Origin of the sequence: Micromonospora sp. NPDC023956 (genome assembly GCF_040639195.1) — a bacterium.
In the GTDB taxonomy this organism is placed as follows: domain Bacteria; phylum Actinomycetota; class Actinomycetes; order Mycobacteriales; family Micromonosporaceae; genus Micromonospora.
Map to the genome: position 1 here is coordinate 63,333 of NZ_JBEZZN010000015.1, position 22,650 is coordinate 85,982.

Genomic DNA, 22,650 nt, shown 5'->3' on the forward strand with positions numbered 1-22,650 from the left:
CGGCGCCGGTGTGCGGCGGCGGCGAACCGGGCGGCCAGCCGGGGGTGACCGGCCCAGTGCACGTGCAGGTAGGAGGCGTGCACGTGGCCGTCGGGGCCGGCGACGAAGCCGTCGGTGGCGTGGTTGGTGGTGCCGTGGGCGACCGACGGGCGGGGCCGGAACCGCCAGGCGTGGGCCGGCTCACCGGCCGGGTCGACCCGGGTGCGGTGGAACTCGTGCCCGGTGACCAGGTCGTCGGCGTCGGTCAGGACGCTGGTGGTGACCGCGCGGGCCTCCCGGTAGCCGAGGACGAGCCGGTCGGTCATCCGGGCGGTGGCGTCGAGCACCCCGGCCATGGGTGCGCCGTCGAGTTCCCGGGCGAGGTAGAGCAGGCCGGCGCACTCGGCCACCACGGGCAGTCCGGCGGCGACGCCGGCCGCCACCGCCTCGCGCATCGGCTGGTTGGCGGAGAGGTCGGCGGCGTACACCTCGGGGAAACCGCCGCCCAGGTAGAGCCCGGCGCAGTCGGCGGGCAGCGCCTCGTCGCGCAGCGGGTCGACGGTCGCCAGGCGCAGGCCGGCGGCGGAGAGCAGTTCGTCGGTCTCGGCGTACCGGAAGGTGAACGCCGCCCCGGACGCGACCGCGACGGTCGCGTCGGCGGTGAACCCGCCGAGTTCGGCGACCGGGTCCCAGGCCGGGCCGGTGCGGGCGGGCGCGCGGCGGGCGACGGCGAGCACCGCGTCGAGGTCGACCCCGGCGGCGACGTGCGCGGCGAGCGCGTCCACGGTACGGCGGGCCGCGGCGGCCCGTTCGGCGACCGGGACCAGCCCGAGGTGCCGGCTGGGGGTGTCCAGGGCGGCGTCGCGGCGCAGCGCGCCGAGCACCGGCACGCCGGTGGAGACGAGGGCCTCCCGGATCTCCGCCTCGTGGGTGGCGGAGCCGACCTTGTTCAGGATGACCCCGGCGACGGTGAGCCGGGGGTCGAAGGTGGCGAAGCCGTGCACCAGCGCGGCGATGCTGCGGGACGTGCCGGAGACGTCGACCACGAGCAGCACCGGAGTGCCGGTGAGCTGGGCGACGTGGGCGGTGGAGGCGAAGCCGGCCCGGCCGACGGCCCCGTCCAGCAGGCCCATCACGCCCTCGATGACCACGACGTCGGCGGGCGCGCCCACCGTGGCGCCGTGCAGCAGGAGCGGCACGATCCGCTGCTCGCCCTGGAGGAACGGGTCGAGGTTGCGGCCCCGCCGGCCGGTGGCCAGCTCGTGGTAGCCGGGGTCGATGTAGTCCGGGCCCACCTTGTGACCGCTGACCGTCAGGCCCCGCTGCCGTAGGGCCGCCATCAGGCCGGTGGCGACGGTCGTCTTGCCCTGCCCGGAGGCCGGGGCGGCGACCAGGATCCGGGGCGGCGCGGTCACCATTCGATCCCCCGCTGACCCTTCTGGCCCGCGTCCATCGGGTGCTTGATCTTGGTCATCTCGGTGACCAGGTCGGCGGCGTCGACGAGACGCGGATCCGCGTCCCGGCCGGTGATGACGACGTGCTGCCGGCCGGGACGCTCCGCGAGGGTGGCCACCACGTCGTCGACGTCGACCCAGCCCCACTTCATCGGGTAGGTGAACTCGTCGAGCACGTAGAGGTCGTGTTCGGCGGCGGCGAGCCGACGCTTGATCTCGGCCCAGCCCTCGGCGGCCTGCGCGGCGTGGTCGGCCTCGGTGCCCTGGGTACGGCTCCAGCTCCAGCCGGCGCCCATCTTGTACCAGGACACCGGCCCGCCCTGGCCGGTCTCCTCGTGCACCCGGCCGAGGGTGGTGAGGGCGTTCTCCTCCCCCACCGTCCACTTGGCGCTCTTGACGAACTGGAACACGGCGATCGACCAGCCCTGGTTCCAGCCGCGCAGGGCCAGCCCGAACGCGGCGGTGGACTTGCCCTTCATCGCGCCGGTGTGGACGATCAGCAGCGGCCGGTTGCGCCGCTGCCGGGTGGTGAGACCGTCCTCGGGGACGGCGACCGGTTGACCCTGTGGCATCAGGCTGCCCCGCTTCCGTGTCGGACGGCGGTGCGGGACCGCACCGCCTGGGTGAGGGTGGGCGCGGCGACGTCCTCCAGCGGCAGGTGCTCGGCGGCCAGCGTGGCGGCGAGTTCGGCGGCCAGGTGCATCCGGATGCGGCCCTGTTCGCAGTCGACCACCACGGCGGGCACACCGTCGGCGGCCAGCAGCCGGGCGCTGCGCATGGCGCGTGACAGCGCCTCCGGCCCGGCGGTGGCCCGCCCGTCGGTCACCACCACGAGCAGCGGCCGGCGGCGCGGGTCGCGGATCGCCTCGACGCGCAGCACCTCGCGGGCGCGCAGCAGCCCCTCCGCCAGCGGGGTCCGCCCACCGGTCGGCAGGGCCTCCAGCCGGGCGGCGGCGACGTCCACGCTGGAGGTGGGGGGCAGGGTCAGTTCCGCGTCGGCGGCCCGGAAGGTGACCAGGCCCACCTTGTCGCGCCGCTGGTAGGCGTCGAGCAGCAGGGAGAGCACCGCCGCCTTCACCGCGCCGATGCGCTGCCGCGCCCCCATCGAGCCGGAGGCGTCCACGCAGAACAGGATCAGGTTGCTCTCCCGGCCCTGCCGGACCGGCAGGCGGACGTCCCCGGGCCGGACCAGGATGCCGGGGCCGCGACGGCCCCGGGCCCGCTGGTGCGGCGCGGCGGCCCGCAGCGTCGCCACCAGGTGCGGGCGACCGGAGGCGGGACCGTTGGGGCGTACCGTGCCGACGGTCCGGCCGACGGAGGTGACGGCGGCGGAGCGACGCCCGGCGGTGCCGGCGCCGGTGCCGGCCACGGTCAACAGTCGGGCCCGGTACGGCGCACCGGCCGGCGTGGGCGACGCCTCCCCGGCCGGGCCGGAGCCGGACGGCTCCCCGCCGGCGCGCTGCCCGTCCGGTGGGGCCTGCCCGTCGGAGGTGGAGTCGTCCGGGGCGCCCGCTCCCCCGGGGCCACCGGGGTCCTCGGGGCCGTCCGGGTCCTCCGGTCCGCCCGGCCCGTCGGGGCCCTGCGGCGGTTCCGGGTCCTCCGGCGGCGGGGGCGGCTCGTCCAGGCCGGCCTCGTGCAGCGCCCGTTCGAGTTCGGCCTCGTCCTGCTGGGGCGGGTCGAACGGGTTGCGGCGCCGCCGGTGCGGCAACGCCAGTCGCGCCGCCACCCGCACGTCGCCGACCTGCACGTCGGTGCGCCCGCACCAGGCGGCGTGGGCCATCGCGGTCCGGGCGATGACCAGGTCGGCGCGCATTCCGTCGACCTCGGCGGCGGCGCAGAGCGCGGCGATGCGCAGCACCGTGTCGTCGTCGAGTTCGACCTTGGGCAGCAGCGTCCGGGCCTGGGCGACCCGCTCGCCGAGGGCGGCGTCGGCGTCGGCGTAGCGGGCGGCGAAGGCCTCCGGGTCGGCCTCGTATGCCAGCCGCCGTCGCATCACCTCGGCCCGTACCTGCGGGTCCCGGCTGGCGGCGACCTCGACGGTCAGGCCGAACCGGTCGAGCAGCTGCGGCCGCAGCTCGCCCTCCTCGGGGTTCATCGTGCCGACCAGGACGAACCGGGCCGCGTGCGTCACCGACACGCCCTCCCGCTCCACCGTGGCGCGGCCCATCGCCGCCGCGTCGAGCAGCACGTCGACCAGGTGGTCGTGCAGCAGGTTGACCTCGTCGACGTAGAGCAGGCCCCGGTGCGCACCGGCCAGCAGGCCGGGGTCGTAGGCGGTGACGCCCTCGCTGAGGGCGCGTTCCAGGTGCAGCGCGCCGAGCACGCGGTCCTCGCTGGCACCGACCGGCAGCTCCACCAGCCGGGCGGGCCGCACCTCGGCGGTCACCGGCTCGGGGTGCGGGCCGTCCGGACAGCGCGGGTCGGGCGCGGCCGGGTCGCAGGAGAACCGGCAGCCCGCCACCACCTCGACCGGGGGCAGCAGCGCCGTCAACGCCCGGACGGCAGTCGACTTGGCGGTGCCCTTCTCGCCCCGGACCAGCACCCCGCCGATTCCCGGCGAGACGGCACAGAGACTGAGAGCCAACGCCATGTCGTCCATCCCGACGACGGCGGAGAACGGGTACGACCGCACGGTCACACCTTTCACCTCGCACGGGTCTCCTCGCCCGCGACCGGTCAACGACTGCGCCGCCGGGCGGTGTGCGCCGGTGACACGTGACGGCGACATGAGTGTCTGGCTCCCCGCCCGGCGCCCGGCCGGACGGGTCACAGTGGCGGGACCGCCCCGGATTCGTCGACCCTCCGGGCCGACCCACCGGTGTTCCTCACCGCGCCGTCGTCGCAGATGATGTCACATCCACCCCCACCACGACAGGTGCCGATCATGCTCGGCTACCTTCGACCGCGTGAGCCTCTCGACATCCGTGGACCAGGTCACCGTGGTCGGCGTCGGCGCCGACGGCTGGACCGGCCTCGGCGCGGCCGGCCGGCGGGCGGTGACGGACGCCCAGGTGGTCGTCGGCGGTCGACGCCACCTGGACCTGCTGCCCGAATCGGTCCGGGCCGACCGGGTGCCCTGGCCGACGCCGCTGCTGCCCGCCCTGCCCGGCCTGCTCGCCGCCCACGCCGACCGGCGGATCTGCGTCCTGGCCAGTGGTGACCCGATGTGGTACGGCATCGGCACCCACCTGGTAGGACTACTCGGACCGGACCGGGTGCACACCGTGCCGCACCCCTCGGCGGTCTCCCTGGCCTGCGCCCGGCTGGGCTGGCCGGTGGAGCGCGTCACGGTGCTCAGCGCCGTCGCCCGGGACCTGGACCGCATCCGGCGTGACCTCGTCCCGGGGCGGCTGCTGCTGGTGCTCAGCAACGACGCGCACACCCCGGCCGCGCTGGCCCGGACGCTGACCGACGCCGGGTACGGGCCCAGCGAACTGACCGTCCTGGCCGCGCTGGGCGCGGAGCGGGAACAGCGCACCACCGGTACCGCCGGGGAGTGGACGGCACCGCCCGGTGACCCGCTCAACGTGGTCGCCGTCCGGGTGGTCGCCGCCGACGGGACGCGGATCCTCTCCACGGTGCCGGGGCTGCCCGACGACGCCTTCGACCACGACGGGGCGCTGACCAAGCGGGAGGCACGGGCGCTCGCCCTGTCCCGCCTCGCGCCCACCGGTGGCGAGCTGCTCTGGGACGTCGGCGCCGGCTGCGGCAGCATCGGCGTGGAGTGGCTGCGCGCCGACCCGGCCTCGGCCGCGATCGCGGTGGAGAGCCGTCCGGAACGGGCCGCCCGGATCGCCGCCAACGCCCGTACGCTCGGAGTGCCGCACCTGCGGATCGTGCAGGGCAGGGCACCGGAGGCCCTGGCCGACCTGCCCACCCCGGACGCGGTCTTCGTCGGCGGCGGGCTCAGCGCGCCGGGGCTCTTCGACGTCGTGTGGGAGGCGCTGCGTCCCGGCGGCCGGCTGGTCGCGCACGCGGTCACCCTGGAGGGCGAACGGGAACTCGGCGAACGGGCCGCCCGCCTCGGCGGTGACCTGACCCGGCTGGCGGTGGACCGGGCCGCGCCGCTGGGCGGATTCACCGGCTGGAAACCGGCCCGGCCCCTGGTGCAATGGGCGGTGGTACGACCGTGACCGTGTACTTCATCGGCGCCGGACCGGGCGCCGCCGACCTGATCACCGTCCGGGGGCAGCGGATCCTGGCCCGCGCCCGGGTCTGCCTCTACGCGGGCAGCCTGGTCCCGGACGAGCTGCTCGCCGTCTGTCCGGCCGGGGCGCGGCTGGTGGACACCGCCGAGCTGACCCTGGACGAGATCGTCGCGCAGATGACCTCGGCGCACGCCGCCGGGGAGGACGTCGCCCGCCTCTGCTCCGGTGACCCGGCGGTGTTCAGCGCGGTGGCCGAGCAGGTCCGCCGGCTCGACGCGGCCGGTGTGCCGTACGAGATCGTGCCGGGCGTGCCGTCGTACGCCGCGGCGGCGGCGTCGCTGGGCCGGGAGCTGACCGTGCCGACGGTCGGGCAGACGGTGATCCTCACCCGCACCCAGGCCCGGTCCACGCCGATGCCGGCCGGGGAGGAGCTGGCCGAACTCGGTCGCAGCCGGGCCACCCTGGTGCTGCACCTGGCGGTCGCCCGGACCCGGGAGCTGGCCGCCCAGCTCGCCGTGCACTACGGCGAGGACTGCCCGGTCGCGGTGGTGGCGAACGCCAGCCGCCCGAACGAGGTGGTCCTGCGCGGCACCCTGGCCGACATCGGCGGCACGGTCGAGCAGGCCGGGATACGCCGGACCGCCGTGATCATCGTCGGTCGGGTGCTGGCCGCCGACGCCTTCCCGGACAGCTACCTCTACTCCCCCGACCGGGACCGGGCGGCGAAGCGTCGCCCGCCTGCGGCACACTGAGCGCCGTGCGGACCATCCTGATCATCGGTATCGGCGCGGGCGACCCGGGCCAGCTCACCCTGGCCGCGGCGGAGGCCCTGGCCCGGACGGATGTCTTCTTCGTCCTCGACAAGGGCGCGGAGAAGCACGACCTGATCGCCCTGCGGCAGGAGCTGATGCGGCGCTTCGCCCGGGACGACCACCGGGTGGTGGAGGTCCGCGACCCGGACCGGGACCGCACCGCCGAGGGGTACGTCCGGGCGGTGGACGACTGGCGTCGGGACCGGGCCGACCTGCTGGAGACGGCGATGGCCGAGCACCTCGCCGACGGGGGCACCGGAGCGTTCCTGGTCTGGGGCGATCCGGCCCTCTACGACAGCACCCTCGCCGTGGTCGAGGAGATCGAGGCCCGGGGGAAGCTCGACGTCGACCACGTCGTCATCCCCGGGGTGAGCAGCGTGTCGACGCTGGCCGCCCGGCACCGGATCGGGCTCAACCGGGTCGGCCGGCCGTTCCTGGTGACCACCGGCCGGCGGATCGCCGACGGACTGCCGCCGGACGTGGACGACATCGTGGTGATGCTCGACGCGCACTGCACCTTCACCCGGCACGTCGGCGAGGACCTCGACATCTACTGGGGGGCGTACCTCGGCACCGCCGACGAGATCCTGGCCGCCGGGCCGTTGGCCGAGGTGGCGCAGGAGATCGTCGAGACGCGGCGGGCGGCCCGCGAGCGCAAGGGCTGGATCATGGACACCTACCTGCTGCGCCGGCGTGACCGGGTCACCGACGGCTGACCGACGGCACGGGCGCGTCGGCCGGAGCGCGCCGCCGGGCCCGCCGGGAGTCCCCGGCGGGCCCGACCAGCGCGTCAGTCGCCCAGGCGGGCGGCCTCCCGGTCGCGCCACGCCGTCGCGAACCGGATCCGGCCGCTGGTCTTGAGCAGCGACCCCTCGTAGATCCGGGCCCCGACGAACACCATCGCCACCGCGCTGACCGCGAGGAGCGCCAGCGACACGAACGGCTCCCAGCCGGCGGCGTCACCGGTGAACAGCCGCACCGGCATCGCGGTCGGCGAGGAGAGCGGCAGGTACGACAGGATCGTCATGACGGTCGGGTTGTCCTGGAGGAACACCACGGCCATGAACGGCAGCATCACGACCATCTGCACCGGCGTCGACGCGCCACCGATGTCCTCCTGCCGGCTGACCACCGCCCCGACGGCGGCCCACAGCGCGGCCAGCATCACGAACCCGACCACGAAGAACGGCAGGAACCAGCCGATCGCCGGGCCGAGCAGCGAGACCACGTCGCCCGGCGCGCCGCCGAGCGACGCCCCGAGGTACGCGACGACCGCGATCAGCGCGATCTGCCCGAAGGCCAGTACCGTCCCGCCGATCACCTTGCCGGCCAGCAGTGCCCGGACCGGCACCGCCGCCACCAGGATCTCCACGATCCGGGTCTGCTTCTCCTCGGTGACGCTCTGCGCGATCTGCAACCCGAACGTCAGCGACGTGATGAAGAAGACGAACGCGAACGCGTACGGGACGAGGAAGGCGAGCACCGGGTCGACCGCGTTCGGGTCGAGCAGTTCGACGGCCGGGCGTGCGCTGAGCGCGTCGACCACCTCCGACGGTTCGTCGTCCATCGCCAGCACCCGGGGGCCGGCGACCACCGCCGCGTCGACGTCACCCGCGCGCACCAGCCGCTCGGCCTCCGCGTCGTCGCCGACCGTACGGACCTCGAGACCGGCGTCGGCCAGGGCGGTGGCGGCGGGGCCCTGGACCACGGCCACCGACGACGGGCCGCCGCCGAAGATCCCCGGCAGGACCGTCGCGGCAGCCGCGATCATCAGGAAGACGATGGTGCTCCAGATGAACGTCTTGTCGCGTAGCTTGACCCGGATCTCCCGGGCCGCGACGAGGCGGACGGCGTCGTACGTGGTCATCGCGTGACCTCCCGGAAGATCTCCGCCAGGGACGGGGTGAGGGGACGGAACGCACGCACCGGACCGCGGTCGAGCGCCGTGCGCAGCACCGACTGGTCGTCGGTGCCGGCGGCCAGGTCGAAGACGGCGTGCGCGCCATCGAGGTCGACCACGGTGACGCCCGGCTGGTCGCGCAGCCAGCCGGCGTCGCCGTCGACCCGGATCTCGTACCGGGGCAGGGCGTACTCCCGGCGCAGGTGCTCGCGGGCGCCGGCGGCCCGGATCGCGCCGTCGGCGATGATGACCAGGTCGTCGCAGAGCCGCTCGACCACCTCGAGCTGGTGGCTGGAGAACAGCACCGAGACGCCGCGCTCGGTGCGCTCGCGCAGCACCGCCAGCACCGTGTCGACGGCCAGCGGGTCGAGACCGGAGAACGGCTCGTCCAGCACCAGCAGGTCCGGTTCGTGCACCAGCGCGGCGGCGATCTGCGCGCGCTGCTGGTTGCCCAGCGACAGCTTCTCCAACGTGTCGTCGGCCCGCTCGCCGAGACCGAGGCGGGTGAGGAGGACGTCGGCGTTGGCGGCGACCGCGTCCGCGCCGAGCCCGTGCAGCCGGCCCAGGTAGATCAGCTGCTCACGGACGGACATCTTCGGGTAGAGCCCGCGCTCCTCCGGCATGTAGCCGAAGCGACGCCGGACGTCACGGGTCAGTGGCGCGCCACCCCAGGTCACCGTGCCGGAGTCGGCCGCGAGGGCGCCCAGGATGATCCGCATCGTGGTCGTCTTCCCCGCGCCGTTGGCGCCCACGAAGCCGGTGAGCCGGCCCGGCGCCACGTCGAAGGTGACGTCCCTGAGCACCCGCCGGTCCCCGAAGTCGCGGTTCACCGCCTCGAGCTGCAAGAGCGAAGTCATGTCCACCAGGCTAGGCAGGACCGACCCCGGCAACGTCCGTCGCGCGATCGACCGTCGAGGTCCGTCGCGCGGTGGATGATCAGCGGCCGGGAGTGACGACCCGGTGCTCGTAGGCGTACACGACCGCCTGGGTCCGGTCGCGCAGCCGCAGCTTGGCCAGTACCCGACTGACGTGGGTCTTCACGGTCGCCTCACCGAGGAAGAGCGCCGCCGCGATCTCCGCGTTGGTGGCGCCGCCGGCGAGCAGCACCAGCACCTCGTGCTCCCTCGGGGTCAGCTCGGCCAGCCGGGCGCCGTCGGTACGGCCGCTCCCCGCCGTACCGCCCGGCCTGGCGAAGGTGGCGATGACCCGGCGGGTGATCTCGGGCGCGAGCAGCGCGTCGCCCCGGGCCACCACCCGCACCGCGTCGATCAGCTCCTCCGGCGTGCCGTTCTTGAGCAGGAAGCCGCTGGCACCGGCCTGGAGCGCGGCGAACAGGTAGTCGTCCCGGTCGAAGGTGGTGAGGATCAGCACGGCGGGTCCGGCGTCCGCCGCGACGATCTGCCGGGTCGCCTCCAGCCCGTCCACGCCGGGCATCTCGACGTCCATCAACACCACGTCGGGGCGCTGGCGGGCGGCCAGGTCGACCGCCTGCCGCCCGTCGGACGCCTCGCCGACCACCTCGACGTCGTCCTCCGTCTCGAGGATGACCCGGAACCCCGTCCGGACCAGGTGGTGGTCGTCGGCCAGCAGTACCCGGATCACGCTCACGCCGGCACCCGCACCAGGGGGAACCGGGCCCGGACCCGGAAGCCGCCGCCGGGGCGCGCGCCGGCCGTCACCGCGCCGTCGTGGGCGGTGACCCGCTCCCGCATGCCGATCAGGCCGAGCCCGACACCGGCGGTGGCCCCCGGCGGCGCGCCGCGTCCGTTGTCGGCCACGTCGACCTCCAGTTCGGTGGCGTGGTAGCGGACCCGCACGTCGACCTCCGTGGCGCTCGCGTGCTTCAGCGTGTTGGTGATGGCCTCCTGGACGATCCGGTACGCGGCCTGGGACAGCGACTCCGGCAGGGGCACCGGCTGACCGTACACGCCGAACCGGGCGTCGAGACCGGCGTCCCGGGCGTTGGCCACGAGTTCCTCGACCCGGTCGACCCCCGCGCCGCCCGGCCGCTCGTCCGGGCCGCTGGCCCGCAGCAGGTTGAGCATCCGGCGCAGCTCGTCGACGGCGGTCCGGGCGCTCTGCTCGACCGCCGCGAGCGCGGTGCGCGCCTTGTCCGGGTCCTTGTCCATCACCCGCCGGGTGGCCGAGGCCTGCACGCCCATCACCGACACGTGGTGGGCCACCACGTCGTGCAGCTCACGCGCGATGCGTACCCGTTCACCCATGACCGCGACCTGCGCGGCGTCGGCCTGCGACCGGCGCAGCTGGTCGGTCTGCACCTCCAGCTGGTGCTGCCGGCGTGCCGACGTCCACGCGGTGTCACCGAACAGGTACGCGAAGCCGAAGAAGAACACGTTGATCAGCACACTGTTGACCATGACCGCGAGCAGTGGCTCCAGTGGGCCGCTCGCCTCGGAGAACGCGTCCGGTGGGATGTCGGCCACCGTCAGCGCGGCGGACAGGGCGAGCCAGCCGAACATCGCGGCGATGATGCCGATCCGCACCCGACGGGCCCGCACCCGGTCGGCGCCCCAGGCACCGGCCGTGTACACGGCCGCGTAGAGCGCGCCGTTGGAGACCTGCTGCTCGGGCGACTGGCGGAACTGGGCCGCGATGAACGCCACCGAGATCACGATCGCCACGGCGGCCGGCCAGCGCCGGCGCACGACCAGCGGCAGCGTGCAGGCCAGCGTCCAGAACACCTGCTCCGGCCAGGCCGGCGGACGACCGAGGACGAACTGCCCCGCGCTGTTGGCCAGCGTGAGGTTGAGCAGCGCCACCGCCGCCACCGCCACGCCCACCAGGACGTCGGTACGCCGCTGGTCGGGCGACGGGCCGGGCCGCCGCCACGACGACGTCGGATCCACCTTCATGCCGCGACGATGGCACATCGTGCCGGTCGACGGCGAACGGCCGGACTTTCGGACGCCCTGGTGACCCGACATCCGGCGCGGCAGGGGCCGGACGGCCCGATAGCGTCGGGCCGGTGCACACCCCTTCCGACCCCACCACCCTGACCTCGGGCGAGCGCGCCGTCGACGCGCGGGTCCGCGCGGTCCTGGCCCGGCTGCCCCGGCGCGGGCCGTCCGCCTGGCTGACCGAGTTCCTGGCCTTCGGACTGAAGCAGGCCTGGGCATGCGTGTTCGGCGGAGCGATGTTGGCGGTCATCCTGGCGGCGCGTCTGTGGTACCCGGAGGACACCGCGTTCGCCCGCAACGACGTGCTGACCCTCGCGGCGGTCGCCATCCAGGTCGCGATGGTGACCGGACGCCTGGAAACCCTGCGCGAGCTGCGGGTGGTGGTCCTGTTCCACCTCGTCGGCACGATCATGGAGCTGTTCAAGACCTCCGTCGGGTCGTGGTCCTACCCGCCCGACGGCGTCCTGCGGATCGGTGCCGTGCCCCTCTTCACCGGTTTCATGTACGCCGCGGTCGGCTCCTACCTGGTCCGCGTCCACCGCCTGTTCGACCTGCGGTTCGTCCGCTATCCGAGGCGGTGGGTGACGGCCGTCCTGGCCGGGGCGATCTACCTCAACTTCTTCACCAACCACTACGTCCGGGACGCCCGGTGGCTGCTCATCGCCGTCGTCGTGCTCGTGTTCGGGCGCTGCGTCATGCAGTTCCGCATCTTCCGGTTCCGGTGGCGCATGCCGCTGCTGCTGGCCTTCCTCCTCGTCGCCTTCTTCATCTGGCTCGCGGAGAACATCGCCACCTGGTCGAACGCCTGGCTCTACCCCGGCCAGCTGGACGGTTGGCAACCCGTCTCAGCGGCGAAGCTCGCGTCCTGGTTCCTCCTCATGATCATCTCGGTCGTCCTGGTCACCTGGATCTCCCCGCCGGAGCCCCCCGACGACCGGAGCCCGCAGCGCCCGGCCGACGTGACCGCCGCCGGCCGGCGGGACCCCACCACGGGTGCCCCGGTCCGGAACGACTGACGGAGTCGGGGCTCCGGCGGCGAGGCGTCACGGTTCGATCGGGCGGACCCGCTCGCGGTACCGCTCCTGGAGCGCCGCGTTGTGCGCGTCGCCGTGGGAGAGGTTCGCCGAGATGTGGACCGGCAGATCGAGGCCCCGGTCCAGAAGCCGGCGGCAGACCAGCTCGGTCAGCATCTGGGCGACGAACACCCCGGTGAGCGACGACACCGCCCCGATCCGGACTCCCGGACTGATCTCCAGCGCCGCGTCGCCGGCAGGGGCGAGGTTGTCGATCACCACGTCCGCCAGGTCGGCCAGGTGCGGTCCCCCGGTCGCCCGCGCCCCGGCGGAACGGGTGTGGGTCAGCGAGGTGACGGCGATGATCGGGTGCGCCCGGTCACGGGCCAGCGTCGCCATCTCGACCACGGCGGCGTTGATGCCGGAGTTGGACACGATCAGGAAGGGGTCGTGGGCGGCGGGCGCGGCGAGCGCGTAGATCCGCTCGGCCAGGCCGGACTCACGCTCGTACGTCGGGTCGAGGATCGGCCCCGGGTCGGCGCCGCCGAACATCACGAGGTCCTTGACCGCCAGCATGCTGACGGGGGCGAGGCCACCGGCACGCGCCGCGAGTTCGAGGGTGACGATCCGCGAGTGACCGGTCCCGAAGGCCTGGAGCACCCCACCGGCGGCGATCGAGTCGGCGACGAGCGTGGCCGCCGACTCGATCGCCGCGAGCTGGGTGGCAAGGATCTGGTCGAGTGCGGTCCGGGCGATGGCGGCGTAGGCGGGTTCAGGCACGGTTCCTCCTGGAACGGTCACGGTCGCGGGCGGCCTCGAGGGCCGCCTCGACGGCGGTTTCGACGACGATCTCGCCGCTGCCGGCGCTGACCGGGCTGGCGAAGGTTTCGTAGCAGGGCGGGGTGTCGCGGGCGGGCAGGTAGCCGAGGTAGCCGTTCGTGTAGCCGAGGACCACGACCTCATCCGCGCGGGCACGGATCGCCTCCCCCAACTCCAGGAACAGTTCGCCGGGCACGCCGACGACCGTGACGCCGTCGAGGTCGACCGCCGCGACCTCGACCTCGTACGGTTCGCTGCGCTGGCGGGCGGCCTGTTCCCGCGCGATCCGCAGCCCCTGGTGCAGGACCTGGCGGATACGCCCGTCCCGGACCTGCGGAATCTGGTACGCGGACGCGTCGAGTTCCGCCGGCTGTTTGGGCCGCAGGCGCACGCTGCGCGAAACCGGTGGCCGCACCGGGGCCGCCGGGCCGCCGTCGACGGGTGACGACGGTGGCACGAGCCGGTCGGCCACCCGGGCCCCGAGCCGGTCCACCTCGGGTGGTCCGTGGCCCTGGCGGGTGTGCCGGGTACTGATGTCGCCGGCGGCACCGGTGGCGACGACCACCCACCGGTCGGGCGCGGACAACGCTCGACGGATCCCCCCGGTCAGATCCGCGCTCACGTGGTTGTTGGCGGCGGGGAGGATGGTCGGGTGGACCGGAGAGACCACGACCAGGCCGACCACGTCGGTGCCCACGGTGACCCCGATCGTGTCGACGGGGATGTCCATCGGCGGCGAGTCCACGACGTTGCGGCGGCTCGCGAGCCCGGAGACCAGGGTGCGGGTGGCGGCGAGCCGGGCTGACCGCTCGGTCGCCACGGCCTGACGCGTGGCCGCGAGCGACGCGGCCACGAGCCGGTCACCGACGTGCCGTGGAGTGACCCCGCCACCGGGGGCGCAACCCGCCTCCGGGCTCGCGTGGGTGTGCGTGGCCGCGACCCAGCAGGACGGCACCCCGACGCCCCGCAGGGCGGCCCGGATCCGCTCGACGACGTCCGCGTTCACACAGATCAGGTCCACGACCACCAGCGCGAACCGGTGACCGTCGTCGGCGAAGGTCACCACGTGCACCTCGAGCGGGTCGAGCACGTCCTGGACTCCCTGGGAGCGGTCGACGTAGCCACCCATCGGTTCGCCGGGCACGACCGCGAGGCACGCCGTGCCGTGTCCGACCCTCATGCGGCACCGCCGAGACTCTGGGGTGCCAGCAGGCGGGCGTAGGGCCCGGCGCCGTCCAGCAGCATGGGCCCGCCGTCGAGCGGCTCGGCCCGGGGGGCGACCAGCGGCAGCCCCCGGGCGGCGAGTTCCGCCGACAGCGCCCGGTGCAGGACGTTCCCCGGGGCCAGGAGCCGCCCGCTGTACGACACCCGGCGCTCCGCCCCGTCGAGGCGGAGTCGCGCGGTCGCCGCCTGCGCCGCGTCCGCGAGGTCGGTCGCCGCCCCGGCGCAGATCCGGCCGGCCACCGGGTCGGCACGGTCGGCGGCGGCGAGGACCTCGAGGGCGAAGGCCGCGGTCCGGGGAACCAGGTCCGGGTCCCGGTAGTAGCGCTGGAGCGCCGCCAGATCGCTGCCACCGAGCGCCGCCACGAGGCGGTCGACCAGCTCGGTTCCCGGCCCGATGCGGTCGTACGCGGCTGCGGCGGCGCGCATCCCGGCCAGCCCGATCGCGTACGCGCTGCCCCGGTCGCCGAGATGCGGGCCCCAGCCGTCCAGCCGGGCGTGGGCGCCGTCCGCGGCCACCGCCAGGACCGTCGTCCCGGTGCCGACGCACAGGACCACACCGGCACCGCCGAGCACGCCGGCGTGGGCGAGGACGCTGTCCTCCACGACCACGGCCGGACCACCGAGGAGGGCGGTGAGCGCGTGGGCGAGGCGTCGACGCTCGGCGTCCTCGCCCGGTATGCCGGTCAGCCCGGCGACCACACCCGTCACCCGGTCGGGGAGGGCGATGGTGGCCGCGGCGTCGCGGACAGCGGTCAGGATCCGGTCGACACCGTCCTCGTGGGGCTGGTAGGAGAAGCCGGGCCCGACCCCGAGCTGACGGCCCACGGGCGTGCGCAGCAGCATTCTGAGCTGCGACTTCCCGCCGTCGATGGTGATCGTCACGGTCATCGGGACATCCCGGCGGTCAGGCCCGCGACGATCTGCCGGGTGGCCAGCGCGAACACCACGGCCAGCGGGACCAGCGCGATCACCAGCCCGGCGAACAGGGTGCCGCGATCGGCGGCGAACTCGCCGAAGAACCGGGTCAGCCCGACGGGGATGGTGTACTTCTCGCTGCTGCGCAGCAGCACCAGCGGATAGAAGAAGTCGTTCCAGGTCGGCGCGAACTGGAAGACGGTCACCACCGCGAGCGCCGGGCGCATCAGGGGCAGCACGATCGACACGAACAGGCGCCCCTCGTGCGCGCCGTCGATCCGCGCCGCCTCCTCCAGTTCCCCGGGGAGCCCGCGCATGAAGCCCATGATCACGAAGACGGAGAACGGGACCCCGCTCGCCGCGTAGAGCAGCACCAACCCGATCCGGCTGTCGATCAGGTTCATCGACTGGAACATGTAGAACACCGGCAGCAGGCCGAGCTTCGCCGGGATCATCAGGCCCGACAGGAAGAACGCCGCCAGCAGGGCACGCCCCCGGAACCGCCACCGGGCCAGGGCGTAGGCGGCCAGCGCCGACACGCTGACGCACAGCACCACCGAGGCGGCCGTGACGGCAAGGGAGTTGAGGAAGTACGTCGAGATGGACGCGGTTTCCCAGGCCCGGGTGTAGTTGCTCACGTCGAACGAGCTGGGCAGCCCGACCGGCGCGCGGAGGATCTCCGCGTTGGACCGGAACGAGCCGATCAGCACCAGCAGCAGCGGGCCGAAGGCGACTGCCGCGTACGCCCAGAGCACGACCTGGACGCCGATGCTCCGGGTCAGCGACCGGGGGCGGGTGGCCCCCGGGGGCGGGGAGCCGCCGGTGGCCGGCGACGTGCGACGAGGGGTGGTCAGCAGGGCACTCACGTGACCTCCCGGCGGCGGAGCACCCGCTCCAGGGCGACGGAGATCCCGAAGATGAGCACGAAGATGAGCATGGCCAACGCCGAGGACTCTCCGATCGCGTTGCTGCCGCCCTGGAAGGCGGTCCGGTAGTAGAGCAGGCCCAGCACGTCCATGGCGCCACCGGGTCCGCCGTCGGATCCGCCCAGCGCGTAGACGAGGTCGAAGATGTTGAAGCAGCCGATGAAGGTCAGCACGGTGATCACCCCGACCGCCGGCATCAGCAGCGGGAACCGGACGCTCCAGAAGGTCCGGGTGGCCGACGCGCCGTCCATGGCGGCCGCCTCCTCCAGCTCGCGCGGCACACCGGCCAGGGCTGCGCCGAAGATGAGCATCGGCCCGCCGACCCACTGCCAGGCGTTGACCAGGATCAGCACCGGCAGCGCGGTGTCCGGCTCACCGAGCCACGGACGCGCCCACGAGTCCAGGCCGACCGCCCTGAGCGCGACGTTGATCGGGCCGAAGGTGGGGCTGAGCAGGAGCGACCAGATGTAGCCGACGATCAGCGGGCTGATCAGGTAGGGCAGCGAGAAGAGGGTCTGGAACAACCGCTTCCCCCGCGGGCTGCGGTGCAGGAGCACCGCCAGGCCCAGCCCGACGGTGTTCTGGATGACCATGGTGCCGACGAAGAAGAGCACGTTGTGCCCGAGCGCGGCGGAGATCTGGTCGCTGAGCGGATAGCGGGTGAGGATCTCCTGGTAGTTGCCGATCCCGACGAACTCCCCCTGGCGGGTGCCCTCCCAGCGGAAGAACCCGTAGTAGAAGGCGGTGAGCAGGGGCACCACGAGGAAGAGCCCGTAGAGGACGAAGGCCGGCAGGCAGAACGCCGCGATCCACCCCGGTGCGGTCCGTCCCGCCTGACGGCGTCGCCGCCGGGCGGGACGGAGGGTCAGCTCCTGGGCTTGAACCACTGGTCGACCCCTCGCTGGATGTGACCGGCCGCGTCGGCGGCGGTACGTCGCCCGAGCAGGTAGTCGGAGAACGCCGCCGAGGCGAGGTCCCACGCGGTCGGCGTTCCACCGGAGAAGTACGCGTAGGTGACGTACGGGCTCGGGTTCTCCTGGTACGTCCGCAGCGCCTGGGCCAGGAGGTCGTCCTTCGGCTGGACGCCGGGCACCGCCGAGATCTGCCGCAGCTCGTCGGAGTACGCCCGGCCGAACTCCTCCGACGCCATCCACCGCACCAGGTCCAGCGCCGCCTCGCGCTTGGCGGACTTCGCCGAGACCCCGAACGACCCGTCGACGTAGCCGGGGACGAGGGTCTTGTCGACCGGCGCGCCGGGGGCGGGCGGCACGTTGAAGATGCCCATCTTCAGGTCGGGGTTGGCCTTCTGGAACACGGCGAGCTCCCAGATGCCGCCGGGGAACATCGCGGCCCGGCCGGCGGTGAAGAGCGCCTGCGCGTCGGCGTAGCTCACCCCGGACGACTGCGGCGCCCAGTACTTGTCGGTGCTCTTCCAGGTCTCGAGCGACGTCACCCAGGGCCCGTCGGTGAACTTCGCCCCGCCGGTGAGCATCTTGTCGAGGTAGTCAGGGCCGCCGTACGTGGTGGCCCCGAAGATCTCGTGCTGGATCGGCAGCATCCAGGTGTCGGTGACCGTGCTCGCCAGCGGGATGACCTTGGCGGCCTTGAGCTTGTCGAACGCCGCGATCATGTCCGCCCAGGTGGTAGGGGCGGTGATGCCGTTGTCCTGGAAGAGCTTCTGGTTGTAGATCACGTGCAGGGTCTGGAGCGCGAACGGGACGCCGTAGACCTTCTTGTCGCTCTCGCTCCGGGCGCCGTCGAGGACCGGTTCCGGGAAGGTGCCCAACTCCTTGACGTCGTCGAGGGGCACCAGGCCGCCGGCGGCGACCAGCGGCTGTAGCAGGCCGTAGGAGCGCAGCTGTGCCACGTCCGGTCCGTTGGCGTCGGTCAGCCCCGTCTTGAGGATCGTGTCGTACTCGGTGTTCTTGTAGGGGACGTACTCGACCGTCACGCCGGGGTTGGCGTCCTCGTAGATCTGGAAGATCTTGTTGTAGGCGGCGACGTCCTCCTGCCGCCATCCCCAGACCTTCAGGTTGACGGCCTCGTCGCCGTCCCCGCTGCCGGGTGCGCACGCAGCGAGGCTGACGGTGAGCATCGCCGCCGCCCCCCACACACCGTATTTCCTGGTCATCACGTCTCCGATCGTCGTTGCGACCACCCCGTCGGACCGGCGGGGAGCTCGACTGTAATACTGGTATAGACCAGAGGTCAACGGGTCGTTCGACCTCCCCCAAGGTGCGACGCGCTGCCCGTACGATGGCGTCAAAAGCGGGAAGGGAGAACGGACTCGTGCCAAGGACGCGCCACGAGCCGAGCGACGGAGCGCTCGAATCGTTGCTGGCGGAGCAGAACCGCGGCAAGGGCAAACACATCACCGACGTGCTCACCGCCCTGGTCCTGGACTCACGAGACGGCGCGCTGCTCCCCTCCGAACGGGTCCTCGCCGAGCGGTTCGCGGTGGCCCGGATGACCGTCCGGGGCGCCATCGACGCGCTGGAGAGCAAGGGGATGGTGCGGCGGGTGCCCGGACGCGGCACCTTCGTGCAGCACCCGACCCTGACCCACTCGGAGATCTTCCGCTCCTTCAGCGAGGACATGCGGATCCGCGGCATGACACCGGGCGCCAAGAGCTACCGTGGCCGCACCCGCCCGGCCACCCGCACCGTCGCCGCCAACCTCGACATCGCTGCGGGCGACCCGACCCACTACATCGAGCGGATCCGCACCGCCGACGGGATCCCGATGGCCCTGGAACGGACCAACCTCGCCGCCGCGCGCTTCCCCACCCTGCTCGACGTGCTGGGGCGCGACGACTCGCTCTACGACGTCCTGGGCCGCGTCTTCGGTGTGCGACTCGAATCCGCCCGGCAGATCGTCACCATCGCGCGGTTGACCGCCACCGAGGCGAAGCGCCTCGAGGTCGCCGAGGAGACCCCGGCCTTCCTGATCGAGCGCATCTCCGTCGACAACATGGGCAAGGTCGTAGAGTACGGGCGGTCGCTCTACCGTGGCGATCGCTACGCCATCCAGATGCACGTCAGCCCCCCGGCGCAGGGCGGCTGACGCGCATCCGGCGGGTGTGGCTACCGCAGTCCGGCGAAGTAGTGCTTCTGGATCTCGGCCGCCGTCAGCGCGCGATCGTAGACCGCCGCCTCGTCGAGGTCGCCCTGGAGCCGCTGGAAGCTGTCGTCCCCACGGCCACCGAGTTTGATGCTCGCCGTGCCGCTGCCCGGGGCGACCGTCGTCGCGACGCTGTTGTCCGCGACGCCGTCGAGGTACACGGTCAGTCGCGCCCCGTCGAACACGGCAGCGACGTGGTGCCACCTGTCCGGCGTCAACCGGGTGTGGCCGGTCACGACGCCGTGTCCCTTGCCGGGAGCGCCGAGCGTCCAGGCCTGCAGGACACCGTTCTCCGCCCGGAGGACGTACCCGTTGGTCGCCGGCGTGTGGTAGCTCTCGATGATCGCCTGTCCCGGCGTGGGCACGAGCAGGTCGAGCTTGACCCACGCCTCCAAGGTGAACGGCCCCTCGAGGTTGGTCCGTGGGCCCCGGGGCACGTCGACGTAGCCGTCCCCGAGGTCGGCCGCGCTGTCGCCGGTAAGCACGCCCTCGACACCGGGCTCAGCGCCTCGGTAGGTGCCGTCGCGCCCGTCGGTGGCACTGTCGACGGCGGTCCGGGAACCAGCCGGGTCGCCCAGCCTCCAGTAGCCGGCCGGGTCGGCCCCGGCCACGAACTCCGGGTAGCTGCCGTCGCCCACGACGATCGGCACCGACACGTTCACCGGCGCCGCGCCGTCCTTCTGGAACGTCACCGTCACCTGGTGACGGTCCTCGGCGGCGTCGGCCGGGACGGTGACGGCGACCGGCACGCTGGTGACGATGGTCCGCCCGTCCGGTCGCGCGCGGAGCACCTGCGTCGCCGGGGTGACCTTCCAGCCGTCCGGGCCACTGGCGGTGACCCGGCCACTCACCCCGTCCTCGGCGAACACCTCGAGCGCGACCTGGAACCGCTTGGTCTTCCCGGGTGCGACGAGTGCACCCGACGGCTCGGCCGAGAGCCGGCCCCGGAGCACGTCGGAGTAGTGCGGGACGATCTCGTACACGCGCGGCGCGACGCTGCCGGGCGTCCACTGGATGCGTACCGCGCTGGCCGCCAGGTTCTTGGCGGGCACCTTGGTGAACCCCTCGGCGAGCGGCCCGAGGTTCACCCAACCGCCGTCGACGAGTGCCTGGATCATGCCGTCCGCCGGGGCGGTCGCGTCCTGCACCACCGTCACCGCCGACAGCCGGTGCGGCTTGGTGATCGGGACCGTGACGGCGTCACCGGCCTGCGGTGCGCCGGCGGCGACGTACGCCGTGTCGTCCCGGCGGTCGGTGAGCAGCCCCAGCCCGGATCCGGCGGCGGCGGCCGGCGCTCCGGTGGGGGCGCCGAGGTCACCGAACCAGCGGTCGCCGACGTACGCGTCGTTCTGGGCCGCCGCGAAGCTGAGCAGGTCGTCGACCGGCCCGGGACTGATCTGGTGCCACGTGCGGTCGAGGATGCCACGGGCGGCTGCCTGGTCGCGCCGGGCCAGCCAGGCGGCTTCGCTGGCACCCTTGTCCTGGGCCCGGAGGATGCGGACGGCCGCCCGCCCGGCCTGACCGGTCACGCCGACCCGGTCCAGCCAGGGCCCGATCTGCTGGAGCAGGAGCGGGTTGTCGAGCTTCGCCCGGAGCGCGGCGGGAAGGTCCTCGAGGCGGCGCAGCTCACGGTCGACCCGGTCGAGCTGGGCGTTCACCGGTCGACCCGCCCGGTAGTCGGCGATCAGACGGTTGACCAGCGCGGCGAACTCCGGCCGGGCGCTCGGGTCCAGGACGCTGGCGCGGTTGTTGTCGGCGAAGAGCCGCAGTTCCTCGTACGCGTCGCCGCCGAGGTGTTGCAGCGTGCGCGTCCACGAGCGGTCCGCGTCGTAGGCCCCCGGGTTCCAGGCGTAGTCGGCCTGGGTGCCTTGGGGGATCTGCGAGGCCTCCTGGAAGGTGACGAGCCCGTTGAAGGAGATGCCGATGACCTTGTCCGCCATGTTGGCGTCGCGGTTCTCCAGCGGGCCCAGGAGCAGCCGGTTGGGGCTGTAGTCGTTGACCGGGTAGTTGTCCCAGAGCATGATCCGGTGCCGCGACCACACGTCCTGGGCGGCCCGGAGGTCCGCCTCGGTGATGCTTGCCGGGACCACGGCCGGTCCCGTCCAGTAGAGGTCGACGTCGGTACTCAGCAGCTCGTCGAAGCGGTTGGTGTACGCCGTCTTCGTCGTGCCCCAGTACTCCGTCGGTACGGTCACCATGCGGCTGGCCCCGGGGCGCTTCTCGATGAACTCCTTCTGCACGAGGTTGGTCACCTCGGCCTGGGCCACCGCGAGCGGCGACGCGTCTCCCCCGTAGGCGTCCCGGTCCTCCTGGCAGGCGAAGTTGCCCGACACGTCGTCCCAGGCGATGACGTAGCTGCGGACGCCGATCTCCCACATCTGGTCGAAGCGGGCCAGCAGCTTGGCCCGGTCGGTCCCGCGCACGTGGCAGATCCCCTTGCTGGGCGCCATCGGCGCCTCCGGTGAGATCCGGTACACGAAGTCGACGTGGCGGGACTTCGCCAGGTCGACGATCTCCTTCAACCGGGCCAGTTCCGCCGCCTCGTACAGCGAGTCCCAGTTCGAACCGGTGCGCAGGTCGTCCGCCGGCCCGTAGAAGAACTGGTTCATCTTGTGCCGGGCCAGGAACTCGATCTGCGAGCGCCGGTCCTCCTGCGACCACACCGGGCCGTAGAAGGACTCCATGCCACCGCGGATCTTGTACCCCGGCCAGTCGCGGATCTGCACGCCGTCGACGACCACCCGGGAGCCCTGCCGTTCGAGCAGTTGCCGGAGCGACTGGACGGCATAGAACGTGCCGGTGGCGTCCTTCCCGGACAGCACGATCCGCTGTCGGCCGCGTCCGTCGCGACCGGCGGCCAGCACGTACCCCTCACCGGGCAGCGCTTCCGGGCCGGTGACGCCGAGGGCGCGCAGCGCGTCCGCGCTCACCGGAGTTTCCCCCGGTCCGCCCAGAACGATCATCGGGCCGCGCGTCGACAGGTCGCTGTCGCCGACGACCCGGGCGGTGACGCCGTGTTCGGAGAGCAGTTCCACCAGCGACGTCCGCGCCGCCGGGTCGGCGGCTGCGCCCGCCACGACGTCGACGGCACCGGACAGCACCACGTTTCCCGGACGGGAGTCGATCTCCTGCGGCACCGGGAGGATCCGGGCCGCGCCGGTGGGAGCCGGTCGCTCGGCACCGGCCGGTAGTGGGCTCAGCACACCTGCGACGAGCGTGACCGAGACGGCGAACATGACAGTGCGGTGACGACGACCGCGAAAAGAGCGTGCCAGTAACACGCGACCTCCACTTGTCGGTCCAAATCAGTGTCTTCCGCCGGTGAGGTGCCGGCGCGGAACGCGGTGCTGTGACCACCGCGGATGACTGACCGGTACGGGACCCGCCGATCCGGTCGGGTCAGCAGGGGCACGGATCGGCCA

At 73.3% G+C, this 22,650-nt stretch carries 18 protein-coding genes and 1 pseudogene; 5 read left to right on the forward strand and 14 right to left on the reverse strand.

The window, feature by feature from the left end; all coding sequences use genetic code 11:
- Window positions 1–5 precede the first annotated feature (5 nt).
- The 3 genes and pseudogenes from AB0F58_RS24580 to AB0F58_RS24590 form a co-directional block, all read right to left on the reverse strand.
- Window positions 6–1,397, reverse strand: a pseudogene (locus AB0F58_RS24580) (cobyrinate a,c-diamide synthase); the annotation flags it as partial.
- Window positions 1,391–2,005 carry a cob(I)yrinic acid a,c-diamide adenosyltransferase gene (gene cobO / locus AB0F58_RS24585; RefSeq protein WP_357147279.1) on the reverse strand — a complete coding sequence of 205 codons (615 nt, stop codon included), beginning with the start codon at window positions 2,003–2,005 and terminating at the stop codon, window positions 1,391–1,393. The gene cobO and the pseudogene AB0F58_RS24580, both read right to left, overlap by 7 nt.
- Entirely contained in the window at window positions 2,005–4,071 is a 2,067-nt protein-coding gene (locus tag AB0F58_RS24590) for a putative cobaltochelatase (protein ID WP_357147282.1), read from the reverse strand. The genes cobO and AB0F58_RS24590 overlap by 1 nt, the downstream gene beginning before the upstream one ends.
- A 268-nt stretch (window positions 4,072–4,339) precedes the next feature.
- Between AB0F58_RS24590 and cbiE the strand changes: the two genes are divergently transcribed.
- Genes cbiE through cobF form a run of 3 tightly spaced genes read left to right on the forward strand, consistent with a single transcriptional unit; the run spans window position 4,340 to window position 7,109 of the window.
- Window positions 4,340–5,566 (forward strand): precorrin-6y C5,15-methyltransferase (decarboxylating) subunit CbiE, encoded by a 1,227-nt coding sequence (gene cbiE / locus AB0F58_RS24595; RefSeq protein WP_357147285.1) that lies wholly within the window; start codon window positions 4,340–4,342, stop codon window positions 5,564–5,566.
- Window positions 5,563–6,333 (forward strand): precorrin-4 C(11)-methyltransferase, encoded by a 771-nt coding sequence (cobM, locus tag AB0F58_RS24600; RefSeq protein WP_357147288.1) that lies wholly within the window; start codon window positions 5,563–5,565, stop codon window positions 6,331–6,333. The genes cbiE and cobM overlap by 4 nt, the downstream gene beginning before the upstream one ends.
- 5 nt (window positions 6,334–6,338) lie before the next feature.
- Window positions 6,339–7,109 carry a precorrin-6A synthase (deacetylating) gene (gene cobF / locus AB0F58_RS24605; RefSeq protein WP_357147291.1) on the forward strand — a complete coding sequence of 257 codons (771 nt, stop codon included), beginning with the start codon at window positions 6,339–6,341 and terminating at the stop codon, window positions 7,107–7,109.
- 74 nt (window positions 7,110–7,183) lie between these two features.
- Here cobF and AB0F58_RS24610 read toward each other — a convergent pair whose 3' ends face one another.
- The 4 genes from AB0F58_RS24610 to AB0F58_RS24625 form a co-directional block, all read right to left on the reverse strand.
- Window positions 7,184–8,260, reverse strand: coding sequence for an ABC transporter permease (locus tag AB0F58_RS24610; protein WP_357147293.1), 1,077 nt, complete (start codon window positions 8,258–8,260; stop codon window positions 7,184–7,186).
- Window positions 8,257–9,150, reverse strand: coding sequence for an ATP-binding cassette domain-containing protein (locus tag AB0F58_RS24615; protein ID WP_357147295.1), 894 nt, complete (start codon window positions 9,148–9,150; stop codon window positions 8,257–8,259). Before AB0F58_RS24615 ends, AB0F58_RS24610 begins: the two co-directional genes overlap by 4 nt.
- A gap of 79 nt (window positions 9,151–9,229) precedes the next feature.
- Window positions 9,230–9,901, reverse strand: a complete 672-nt coding sequence (locus AB0F58_RS24620; protein WP_357147298.1) for a response regulator transcription factor — start codon at window positions 9,899–9,901, stop codon at window positions 9,230–9,232.
- Window positions 9,898–11,166, reverse strand: coding sequence for a sensor histidine kinase (locus tag AB0F58_RS24625; RefSeq protein WP_357147301.1), 1,269 nt, complete (start codon window positions 11,164–11,166; stop codon window positions 9,898–9,900). Before AB0F58_RS24625 ends, AB0F58_RS24620 begins: the two co-directional genes overlap by 4 nt.
- Window positions 11,167–11,279: 113 nt before the next feature.
- On the opposite strand from AB0F58_RS24625, the gene AB0F58_RS24630 reads away from it, so the two are divergent.
- Window positions 11,280–12,227, forward strand: a complete 948-nt coding sequence (locus AB0F58_RS24630; protein WP_357147304.1) for a DUF817 domain-containing protein — start codon at window positions 11,280–11,282, stop codon at window positions 12,225–12,227.
- Between the two features lie 27 nt (window positions 12,228–12,254).
- Here the strand turns inward: AB0F58_RS24630 and AB0F58_RS24635 are convergent, their stop codons facing one another.
- Genes AB0F58_RS24635 through AB0F58_RS24660 form a run of 6 tightly spaced genes read right to left on the reverse strand, consistent with a single transcriptional unit; the run spans window position 12,255 to window position 18,239 of the window.
- Window positions 12,255–13,004, reverse strand: coding sequence for an SIS domain-containing protein (locus AB0F58_RS24635; RefSeq protein WP_357147307.1), 750 nt, complete (start codon window positions 13,002–13,004; stop codon window positions 12,255–12,257).
- Window positions 12,997–14,223: a hypothetical protein gene (locus AB0F58_RS24640; protein ID WP_357147309.1), complete on the reverse strand. Its 1,227-nt coding sequence runs from the start codon at window positions 14,221–14,223 to the stop codon at window positions 12,997–12,999. The genes AB0F58_RS24635 and AB0F58_RS24640 overlap by 8 nt, the downstream gene beginning before the upstream one ends.
- Window positions 14,220–15,155, reverse strand: a complete 936-nt coding sequence (locus AB0F58_RS24645; protein ID WP_357147312.1) for a BadF/BadG/BcrA/BcrD ATPase family protein — start codon at window positions 15,153–15,155, stop codon at window positions 14,220–14,222. Before AB0F58_RS24645 ends, AB0F58_RS24640 begins: the two co-directional genes overlap by 4 nt.
- Window positions 15,152–16,048, reverse strand: a complete 897-nt coding sequence (locus AB0F58_RS24650; RefSeq protein ID WP_357147315.1) for a carbohydrate ABC transporter permease — start codon at window positions 16,046–16,048, stop codon at window positions 15,152–15,154. Before AB0F58_RS24650 ends, AB0F58_RS24645 begins: the two co-directional genes overlap by 4 nt.
- The gene (locus tag AB0F58_RS24655) at window positions 16,045–16,995 is read right to left on the reverse strand and encodes a sugar ABC transporter permease (RefSeq protein WP_357147318.1); all 951 of its coding nucleotides are present in this window, start codon (window positions 16,993–16,995) and stop codon (window positions 16,045–16,047) included. The genes AB0F58_RS24650 and AB0F58_RS24655 overlap by 4 nt, the downstream gene beginning before the upstream one ends.
- On the reverse strand, window positions 16,974–18,239 hold the full coding sequence (locus AB0F58_RS24660; RefSeq protein ID WP_357147321.1) for an extracellular solute-binding protein: 1,266 nt from the start codon (window positions 18,237–18,239) through the stop codon (window positions 16,974–16,976). The genes AB0F58_RS24655 and AB0F58_RS24660 overlap by 22 nt, the downstream gene beginning before the upstream one ends.
- A 158-nt stretch (window positions 18,240–18,397) precedes the next feature.
- On the opposite strand from AB0F58_RS24660, the gene AB0F58_RS24665 reads away from it, so the two are divergent.
- On the forward strand, window positions 18,398–19,171 hold the full coding sequence (locus AB0F58_RS24665) for a GntR family transcriptional regulator (RefSeq protein WP_357147324.1): 774 nt from the start codon (window positions 18,398–18,400) through the stop codon (window positions 19,169–19,171).
- A gap of 20 nt (window positions 19,172–19,191) precedes the next feature.
- Here the strand turns inward: AB0F58_RS24665 and AB0F58_RS24670 are convergent, their stop codons facing one another.
- Window positions 19,192–22,464 carry a beta-N-acetylglucosaminidase domain-containing protein gene (locus AB0F58_RS24670; RefSeq protein ID WP_357147327.1) on the reverse strand — a complete coding sequence of 1,091 codons (3,273 nt, stop codon included), beginning with the start codon at window positions 22,462–22,464 and terminating at the stop codon, window positions 19,192–19,194.
- Window positions 22,465–22,650 lie beyond the last annotated feature (186 nt).